This window comes from Pirellulales bacterium, assembly GCA_035939775.1.
Classification (GTDB): domain Bacteria; phylum Planctomycetota; class Planctomycetia; order Pirellulales; family DATAWG01; genus DASZFO01.
The window spans coordinates 1-9,989 of record DASZFO010000299.1 but is presented as its reverse complement, the minus strand read 5'-3'; the positions used below and the strand labels follow the sequence as shown (position 1 = coordinate 9,989).

Here is a 9,989-nt window from a genome sequence, read left to right as displayed (position 1 = left end):
TCCGGCTGCCCGCGGTCGGGGATAATGGGGCGATGCAAAGCGAGCCGCCAGAAGCTGAACTGCCGAAACGAAAGTTGAGTTGGTTGCGGCTGACGCCCGACCGCATTTTGCTTGGCCTGCTGGCGGTCGAGGTTTTAATCCTGTCGTGTGCGAGCTTTCACTGGTTTGGCTTCCACGACGATAAGGTCTGGACGGCGTGTTTGGCCTTCGGCAGCGTTGCCGTGGCGGCGGTCCTTTTTCTGATTCGACCTCACCTCCGTGGCCGCCGCTGGTATCAATTCAGCCTGCGGTCGCTAATGATCTTCACTTTGATCGTCGCGACTGCCAGTGCGTGGCTTGGGCGGAGAATTGAGCAGAAGCGTCGAGAACACGATGCGGTAGTTGCAATCAAGGCATTGCATGGTTGGATTCAATACGACTACGAGCAAGTCTCGCCGCACGTGTCGGGTTGGTATGTTGTGCATTCAGAACCTTCCTTTTTTAGTGAAGTGATATCCGTCGAACTTAGGGAGTTAGCCAGCGACGCCGATCTCGTAAACCTCAAATGCTTGAATCAACTTGAATTCCTCGACTTGAGCGGAAGTCAAGTCACCGACGCTGGATTGGCAAACCTCAAGGAAATGGGTCAACTTCTAAGGGTGGATGTGAAGGGGACCAAAGTCACCTTCGCGGGAGTGCGAGACTTTCAGAAGGCATTGCCGAATTGCGATATTCTTTTCGATTGCGATACTGACTACTAGGAATCCAGCCGCCTGCGTCCGGCCGCGCCAACCGTGGGAGTTGAGAATCCCGCCCGACGATGCGTTGGCCAGATGGCGTCCGGCTGTGGCGGCTCCGTCAAGAATGCCGCGATGAGCCAATGGTCACGCCGATTGACGGCGCATAGAAACGCCCGCGACCACGAGCCGCGGGCAACGGGCGGTTGCGAACCCCAGGAACGCCGCCCGGTCCGATTCTAATTCGTCTCGGCGGCCGATCAAGCGCGGCCCCGGCCGCCCGCGTCAGTCCGGCTTGGTCCCGATGCCAACAGGATCCCTTGCTCGCTAGTGGTACAGTTTGAAGGGGCGTCAAGGAAAAGGGACGGCGGCTAATTTGCCGCGACATTCTTCGCCTTTTCCTTTTGATAGGGCGGCAGCCCGCGCGATTCCTCTTCGGCATTGAGGCAGCGATTGAGAAGCTCCTCATTTGGCGCAGGCTCAAGCGCATTTAGTGACTTCTCTTTCGCCAGCAGTTCGCGATACCTCTGCACCACCCACGGGTCGAATTGCTGACCCTGTTTTGCGCCGTCAACATCGACTTGGAGAAGGTCAGCGGCTTGTCGAAGATCATCGCGCACCTTCGGACGACGCAGCTCATGAGCAGTCGTCGCCGAATTAACTAGACGTTGTATCGGTGTTGAAAGTCCTGTCGGCACATGGGCTTTCAATCGCTGCAGACGATGAGAATTTCCTTGCTTCCGTCGAAGTCTAACATTATCCTAACACTTTGTTCTTGGGTGGGGGTGTGGGGGGTTGTGGAATCTACGGTCCGGATGGGAAAGGCCGACATTGTGATCGAAGCCCGCCAACCATCTCCCGGCGTGTGAAAACGCCGAAGTTCAGCAGCACAGGGGGAACGCCAATGAGCAAGCCAAATCGCGGTTTTTTATGGCGGGCGCCGAAGGTCGCGTCGCGTTGCTGCGTCGCTGGTCTGATTGCTGTACTCTCATTTCTTTGTAGCCGCCCCGCCAATGCCGGCATTCTTGGGCCTGCCCCCGGATTAACGACCGCCGATATTACAGTAACTCTCGGGGGTGGCCCGCTGGACTCAACTGGCACGGTCGTCACCTTGCTTCCGTATCCTGATTTTCTCGACCTCGGCGTGGGCGCCGGCTCATTTCCGTACGGGTACTATCGGGGCCGTGTCATATTTAGCACCGCCTCCAGGTGGCGACAGCCCATTCGGGGTGATCATCCCGTCCGCACCTCCCTCCGCAACGCCGACATACGTTTCCGAGACCGGCGCGACAACGGGTGCAGAGCTGAAACTTGTCGGGCACATCCACGCGGTGTATTACCTCGATGGACTCGGCCTGCCAGCGACAACCGTGTCCCTTGGGTATCCGTACCTTTGGATCGCAGGGCCGGCCAGCACGGTCACGTTCTCCGCCGACATCGCGTTCACTGATGCGGACGGCGTATGGGGTGGGGCAGCCGACACGCTCCTGTTCAGCACGTCGAAGTCAGGCTCAGTGGGCCTCAGCTTCGCGTCAGCTACGGTTGCACTCCCGCCGCTGCCGGATGGCGATACTTCGATCACCGTCGACGGAAAATTCACGTTGACCTCGCTCACCGGCCCTGGCGACTCCCCTTCGCTGATCAAAGTCTTCGGCGTGCCCGAACCGAACGCTTGGCTGTCGTTCGTGGTTGGCGGCGCACTTCTCGGCCTCAGCGCACGCCAGCGCCGTACGAAAGCGCGGTCGCCGTTATCCGCGCGACATGTTTGATCGCCATGGTGGCCTTCTGCCGTGCTGATCGGGCGCTTGCCCCGGCTGTCCGCGGTCGGGGATAATGCGGTCATGCAAAATGAGCCGTCGAAAGCCGAGCCGCCGAAACGCAAGCGCCGCCGCTTCCAATTCAGCCTGCGGACGCTGCTGATCGGCGTCGCTGTGCGTCGTCACGCCAATGGCGATCTTGTGCGGCTAATGTCAGATGGCAGGAGCGTATCGAGACCGAGCGCCTGATGAAGGAGACGGCAACGCCAGTCGCGAAATCTGCCGTGGCGAGTCGTGCCGGCGGCAGGAACTATCGCCAATCGCCGCTGAGTACGAAGGCGGCCCAATAATATGGCGGAAGAGTGCTGGATTTGTCGGGTTTGTCGAGCGATTCTGTGGCGAATTGCAATCCGCGCGCGAGGCCCGGCTCCTTCGGGGCCTCGTGGAGCATCCAGCGTTGTGCCTCGCAAAGTGCCTCCAACTTCGACATCTTCTTCTGCCATAGATTGTCGTAAAACCGGGCCATCAACATCTGCGTCGCTTTGTCGGGCACCTTCCATAAGCCAGCGACCACCGATTTTGCCCCGGCCGTTTGAAAGGCCCGCTGCAAGCCGAGCAGGCCTTCCGCCCCCGCCGTCTCGCCCAACCCCGTCTCGCACGCGGAGAGCGTAGCGAGTTGCACCTTGCTCAAATCCATCTCTTCGACTTCCAGCGCCGTGAGGATGCCGTCCTCTTTGCCGTCTTCCAATGGTCGGTTCGCGCCGGCCAGCACGAGACCCGAGAGCAATCCGGGCTGGAATCCCGATATGCGCGGTGCGGAAAGAGGACTCGCGCCGGCCGCGCTGTTCGGCTGGACGTTGCCCTCCATCGCCGAGCGAAGTTGGGGCGGGGCGAAGAAGCCGTGCGTGGAAAAGTGCAGATACTGGCAATTGCCGATTTGATTTCGGACAGCGCTCTTGGTGGCCCGATCCTTCGTCAACTCGATCGGCTCGGTCTGGCCAAATCGCTTGAGGAATGATTCTTTGATCGCCGCCACCTCGTCGCGCGTGCCGGGAAGCGGCGACCATCTCAGCGGCTGATCGCCGCGCGCGGCGCCACGATCCATCGCCAGCAAATCGCTTTTGCCAGGATCGGCGCCAAAATCCACGTCGCCCACCAAGAGCAGCGAAGGAGTTTCGGCCGGTTTGCCTTGATCGCTCTGGACGTGTTCATTTTCGGCCAACAGGTCGGGAAGGAATCGCGGAATCGGCACGATGGCGAGCGAATAGTCGTCGATCAAATAGGTTCCCGGCTTTGTCCCCGGCAGGGCCGCCCAAGCGATCGGGGCCGTCACGGATTCGGGCGAGATCAGCACGGTATTGGAGCCGATCACGTATTTCTCCAGCGGCCGCCAAACGAGTCGTCGCAGGTCGGCGCCAGGGTCTTCACCGTTGCCAGCGCGACCGAATTGCTTCCGCCAAGCTTCGACGGCCCGCTCAATCGGTGCGGCAAGTCCTAATTCGACGCGCTCGATGGGCTGGTCGCGCCGGACGACGAACGCGGTTAGATGCAATTCCAAGGTCTCTTTCGCTCCCTTTACCTTGGCGGGCCGGAAAACCGAGTAGGACAGCAGATCTATCAGCGCAGCGTCGGCTGGCAGCGCCTTGCGAATGTCGCCCGAGCCACCGCGCTGCTGGCCGAGTTGTTGACGAAATTCAGCACTGGCGCCGGCCAATTTCGTTTGCAGGTCTTCGATCTTGTCGCCCAGTGCCGCAAGCTGAGACTGTCGCTTTGGGTTGGCGCCGGCGGTTGGCTGCGAAAGGGCCGCCAGCGAGCGAGTTGCCTCTGTCAACTCAGCTTGGAGACGGGTCACTTCTTTGCCTCCCGCGGCGAGGAGGCCGCGAGTTCGACGGATTTGCTGTTGGCGCGCGGCCACTTCTCCCTTCCATTTCAATACCTCCGCATAGACCGGCTCGGTGGGCAATTCGGCTTCTGCCGTCAGATAGAGATAACGATCTAGATAGCCCCAAACGATCAGACGCATGGCCAATTGCTGCCGTTCCGATTGCACGCCCGAGATGATTTCCAACTGCCGCTCGGCCCGCAGTAGCGCCTCGCGGCAGAGCGGTTCGGCCTCGGCAAATCTGCCTGTGGACTGGTACAGTGCTGCCAGATTGTTCAACATGCCAGCGTAGCGCGGATCGTTCTCCCCGAGTGCTACTTCGGTCGTCTTCAGGGCTTGCCGATAGAATGGCTCTGCCTTTGCGTATTCGCCCATTGCGCAGTAAAGGAAGCCTTGGTGTTCGAGATTCGCCACATAGATTGGATGCTTTTCGCCGACCGCCGTTTTGAGGATTTCACCGGCCCGGACGAAACAATTCTCGGCTTTGGCGTAGTCGCTCGTCATTTCGTAGAAGTAGCCAAGATTCTGTAGGCTAAGGGCGTATTGGGGGTGCTTTTCGCCCAACGATTCCTTTTCGATTTGAAGCACTTGCTTCCAAAGCGGCTCAGCCTTCGCATAGTCATCCGACTGCTCGTAGAGGCTGGCTAAATTGCTCAAGCTCTTGGCGTAGTCGGGATGCTTCTCGCCTAACGCAATCTTTCTGATTTCCAGCGATTGCTGAAGCAGTGGTTCAGCCTTAGCGTGATCTCCCATCGACTCATACAGCATCCCTAGGCTGCTGAGATCATGGGCATATTTGGGATGTTTTTCGCCAAATGAGTCCTTGGTCAACTGGAGCACCTTCCGCATGATCGGCTCGGCCTTGACGTAGTCCCCCATGCTTTCATAGGTGTGTGCCAGGTTGCCAAGGCTGGTGGCGTAATACGGATGCTTTTCGCCGAGAGTTTCTCTTTCAATCTGAGCTGCTTGCTGATAAAGCGGTTCAGCCTTGGTGGGTTCGCCGATCTGATTGTAGAGATAGGCCAGATCTTTGAGGCTGACGGCATAGGTGGCATTCTTCTCTCCCAAAGCGTCTTTGCGAATTTGGAGCGCTTGCTTTAGGAGCGATTCAGCCTTCGAGTATTGTCCAGCCTGGGAATAAAATCGGCCGAGGTTGTCCAGGCAACTCGCATAGTATGGGTGCTTTTCGCCATACACGACCCGGTAGATCTCGGCCGATTGTTGAAAGAGGGGTTCGGCCTTGGCGAACTCTCCATTCTCCTGGTAAAGATCGGCCAGCCCGTCCAGATTCTGCGCGTAGAGGGGATCTTTCTCGCCCAGGACTTCCTTGCGGATTTGCAGCGACTGAAGATAAAGTGGTTCCGCTTTGGCGTAGTTTCCCTGCGATTCGTACAGCGTCGCCAAGTTGTACAAGCTTTCGGAGTAATCCGTGTCTTTCTCGCCCAGCGATTCCTTCTGGATCGTGAGCGCTTGTTGCAGGAGTGGCTCGGCCTTGGCAGAGGCGCCCCTCGATTGATAGAGCCTGGCGAGGGCGCTGAGGCCAGTAGCATACCTCGGGTGATTGTAGCCCAATGTTTCCTTTTCAATCTGAATCACTTGCAGGTACAACGATTCGGCCTTCGCATAATCGTCCATCTCCTCGTAGAGCTGACCGAGGTTGAACAGATCGACCGCAAAATCGCGATGCTTTTCGCCAAGAATATGCCGTTCGGTCTCCAAAGCGTCCAGCGACGGCGCTACGGCTTCGCGATACTTGCCCTGTCTTGAAAGCGTCTCAGCCTTGGCATTCAATCCTTCCGCATCGGCAAGCTTTTGGCGTTGCTCCGGAGTCAATTTTTCAAGGAGCGCCAGGTGATCCAACGTCAATCGGGCGTCGGTCACCTTCCAATGCGCTTTGCCAAAAAGCTTAATCCTTGTCGCCAGACCCTCGTCGAGTGCCTTTCGCCCGGCGGCAAAGTCCCCTTGCTTCGCCAGCATGTCGCCAAGGAATTCCAGGCCACTGGCTACATCGCTGTCTTCGTTACCCCGCACTTCGCGATAGACGGCCAGCGCTTTCTTTCCTGTTTCGATGGCCTCAGCCAGTTTTCCCGAATCGCGAAGCTGACCGCTTCGGCGGGCGAACTTCTCGCCCTCCTCTAGCCGCTCCTTCTGCTGCGGAGAGAGTTGTTTGTCGGGCACCGGCTGCTGAGCCTGAGTGATGCCCGCCGCGGCAACACCAAGCCAAAGCAGCCAAGATACGTATCGGATGTGAAAAAAACAGATCCGCGCGCTTCGCTGCGTGGCGAGGTCGTGCGACATGTCCTGCCTCCAAACTTAGGCTGTTGCCGCGAGCTGCTGAAATTGTCCGTAACGTTGGTCTCAGTATACCACTGCCGCCGTGCGCTGGACGAGCAACTAAGTTGCCCCACTTCGCGGCAATGGCCATCGTGCCTCCGCTAAGCAGATCGACTACGCCCATCGGCTCGCTGGCGAGATCAAGGGGTTCGATCATCGGCGGCTCGAAACACTGGCCGGCAAGATGCATGGCAAGCCGCTCTCCGATCTGTCGAGCTTCGATGCCAGCGGCTTGATCGACCTGCTAAAGAGCATCAAGGCCGGCACGATCAAGCTGGGCGATGCGCTGGAGGGAGCAGCGGCAAGCGCATAGATATATTGTCTCGCGAAGGCCTGGCCGAGCGCAGCAGTGGTATCATTGATTGCGTTTCACGTCGAGATTGAAGTAAGCGTCCGGTGGAATCTGGGACGGGTGGACGGGGGCGCTGGCATGAGCAAGCGGCTTGCTCGCACGTGCGCCGAAACGGAGAATGATCCACACAGATTCAGGTTCCGACCCAGTTTCCTGGCGACCCACTTGATGGAACACTACCGCTCGCGTGGTCGGCAGCTGCTCGCCCTGGCAGCGGCCGTAGTTTTCGCGGTTCTTGCTCCGGCCACGGCTCGGGCCGTGACGCCGACGGCGGATGAATTGGAGGACGCGCGACGCTGGACTGCCGCCTCGCTAACGAACGACGAGGCGCCGGTCGAACCCTCGTTTTCATTCACGCTCGGCGGCAAGCCATCCGCCGATTTTTTGCGGCATTGGCAGCGGAGCCACACTTCCCGCAAGCTGGACAACATGCGAACCGAGCACACGCTTACGTTGACTCAGCCCGACGGCGGGTTGGTCGTGTGCTGCGTGGGAATCGAATACGACGATTTTCCGGCCGTCGAGTGGACCGTGTATTTTCAGAACAACGGTCCCACGGAGAGTCCGATCCTGGAAAACATTCAAGCCCTCGACTGCCGCTGGCAGCGCGGCGGCGAGGGAGAATTCCTCCTGCACCACGCGATCGGCTCGCCGGCCACCAAGAGCGATTACGGCCCGCGAGAAACGCCGCTTCCTCCCGGCGCCAGCCAGCGGATTGGCGCAGCCGGCGGCCGGCCCACGAATAGCGATCTTTCGTATTTCAATCTCGAATGGCCCGGTCGGGGCGTGATTCTCGCCGTCGGGTGGCCCGGCCAATGGGCGGCCGAATTCGATCGCGACGAAGCCGCCGGGATTCGCATTCGGACCGGGCAGGAGTTGACCCATTTCAAGCTCATGGCGGGCGAAGAAGTGCGCACGCCAATGATAGCATTGCTCTTCTGGCGCGGCGATTGGATTCGAGGCCAGAACCTATGGCGGCGGTGGATGATCGTTCACAATCTGCCGCGGCCGGGCGGAAAACTCCCCCCGCCGCAGTTTGTCGCCTCCAGCTCGCGCGCCTATGGCGAAATGATCGGCGCCAACGAGCAGAATCAAATCATGCACATTGACCGCTACGTTGAAGAACGTATTAAGCTCGACTACTGGTGGATGGACGCCGGCTGGTACGTGCAGCAGCAGGGATGGCCGCAGGTCGGCACTTGGGAGGTCGATCCGAAGAGGTTCCCGCACGGCTTTCGGCCTATCAGCGACCATGCCCACGCCCAAGGAATCAAGATTCTCGTCTGGTTTGAGCCGGAACGAGTAACGCCCGGCACTTGGCTCTACGAGAACCATCCCGAATGGTTGCTCGCGGCGACGCCGCACAAAGGCGGCCTGCGCTCCTGGGCGACGAAGGAGTTTGGTTCCGATCCCAATGTGACTTGCAATCAGACTGACCAAGTGTGTTCGCTGGCCAACATCGTTTGGGAGCCGGGGCGACTCTCGCTGCATCCGGGACCGCAGGGCCAATACAGCGTGGTCCGCTTCACCGCTCCCGAGGCGGGCGAGTATGCCATCGACGCCGCCTTCCTGGCCATCGACCAAAGCACCACGACCGACGTGCATCTGCTCGATGGCGACCGCTCGGTGCTCGACAACTTCATCAATCTTCACGGCCAAGGGAAGCGAACGGCTTACGCCGGCAAGCTGAACCTCGCCAAGGGAGCGACGCTCGACTTCGCCGTCGGCTGGGGAAACGGTTCGTATATTTGCGATTCGACAGGTTTGGAGGCCCGGCTCACGGCCCCGTCAGGCAAAGTGTACGATCCGGCTAAGGAGTTCAGCCCGGACCGCAATCCGAACGGCCCGTGGAGCTACGGCTTCTTGAAGCCTGGCCCAAAGCCCGATGGCACTAGACTGCGCCTCTATGACCATGCCTCCGAATCCGGCGAGAACGAAACTCGGCTCTTGAACCTAGGCAATCCGGCGGCCCGGCAATGGCTCACCGATCATGTCGACCATTTGCTCACCGAACAAGGGATCGACCTCTATCGGCAGGATTTCAACATGGACCCCTTGGCATATTGGCGGGCCAACGACGCGCCGGACCGGCAAGGGATCACGGAGATCCGGCACGTTTGCGGCTACCTCGCCTATTGGGACGAATTGCGGCGGCGGCATCCGCAACTGCTGATCGACACCTGTGCCAGCGGCGGACGGCGCAATGATCTGGAAACCCTGCGCCGGGCCGTGCCCCTCTGGCGCAGCGATTATGCCTTTGAGCCGATTGGCCATCAGTGCATGACCTACGGCATCTCGTTTTGGATTCCTTATCATGGCACCGGCACGGTGGCCTGTGCCAATGCCGCATATTACGGCGGCGGGTTGACTCCGATCGAACCGTATGCCTTTTGGAGCAACACGGCCCCGAGCCTTGGCTGCGGAATCGACATTCGGGTGAAGAAGATCGACTACGATGCGCTGCGCCGCCTGATCGCCCAATGGCGGCAGATCAACCCCTACTACTTCGACGACTACTACCCGCTGACCCCATACAGCCAGGACGACAAAGCGTGGATCGCCTGGCAATTCGACCGGCCGGAAACGGGCGAGGGGCTGATCGAAGCGTTTCGGCGTGCGGAAAGCAGTCAGGACACGCTGCCCCTGCAGCTCCGCGGTCTCGATCCGACCGCCCGCTTCATCGCGACCAACCTCGACGCGCCCGACAAACCGATCGTCCTTTCAGGCCATGAACTCGGCGTCACCGGTTTGCCCGTCCATATCACCGACCATCCGGGAGCGGCGGTGTTCATTTATCACAAACAAGCGGATTAAGAGTTTATCTCAAGAGCTGCGACCGACGGATCGCCCTGTTGAGTGGTCGCAAACCTAGGGCGTGGACCTCGCCCCGAAGCAGATCGAGCAGGCTTTGGCTGCGGGCGATCCCGAGACGATTCGACTCGCGCGGG

Annotated in this window: 6 protein-coding genes; 4 read left to right on the top strand and 2 right to left on the bottom strand. The window is 59.6% G+C overall.

Annotation, left to right across the window (positions count from 1 at the left end; genetic code table 11):
• Nucleotides 1-740 (top strand): hypothetical protein (locus VGY55_18755; GenBank protein ID HEV2972021.1); only part of this gene is annotated, 740 nt, incomplete at its 5' end.
• Between the two features lie 347 nt (nt 741-1,087).
• Here VGY55_18755 and VGY55_18750 read toward each other — a convergent pair.
• Nucleotides 1,088-1,426 carry a hypothetical protein gene (locus VGY55_18750; GenBank protein HEV2972020.1) on the bottom strand — a complete coding sequence of 113 codons (339 nt, stop codon included), beginning with the start codon at nt 1,424-1,426 and terminating at the stop codon, nt 1,088-1,090.
• A gap of 474 nt (nt 1,427-1,900) precedes the next feature.
• Here VGY55_18750 and VGY55_18745 point away from each other — a divergent pair, with 474 nt between their 5' ends.
• Nucleotides 1,901-2,485 carry a PEP-CTERM sorting domain-containing protein gene (locus VGY55_18745; GenBank protein HEV2972019.1) on the top strand — a complete coding sequence of 195 codons (585 nt, stop codon included), beginning with the start codon at nt 1,901-1,903 and terminating at the stop codon, nt 2,483-2,485.
• Nucleotides 2,486-2,783: 298 nt separating this feature from the next.
• Here VGY55_18745 and VGY55_18740 read toward each other — a convergent pair whose 3' ends face one another.
• Nucleotides 2,784-6,653: a tetratricopeptide repeat protein gene (locus tag VGY55_18740; GenBank protein ID HEV2972018.1), complete on the bottom strand. Its 3,870-nt coding sequence runs from the start codon at nt 6,651-6,653 to the stop codon at nt 2,784-2,786.
• A 220-nt stretch (nt 6,654-6,873) separates the two neighbouring features.
• Here VGY55_18740 and VGY55_18735 point away from each other — a divergent pair, with 220 nt between their 5' ends.
• Both VGY55_18735 and VGY55_18730 read left to right on the top strand, forming a co-directional pair.
• Nucleotides 6,874-7,002: a hypothetical protein gene (locus VGY55_18735; GenBank protein HEV2972017.1), complete on the top strand. Its 129-nt coding sequence runs from the start codon at nt 6,874-6,876 to the stop codon at nt 7,000-7,002.
• Between the two features lie 207 nt (nt 7,003-7,209).
• Nucleotides 7,210-9,855 carry an alpha-galactosidase gene (locus VGY55_18730; protein HEV2972016.1) on the top strand — a complete coding sequence of 882 codons (2,646 nt, stop codon included), beginning with the start codon at nt 7,210-7,212 and terminating at the stop codon, nt 9,853-9,855.
• Nucleotides 9,856-9,989: the final 134 nt, after the last annotated feature.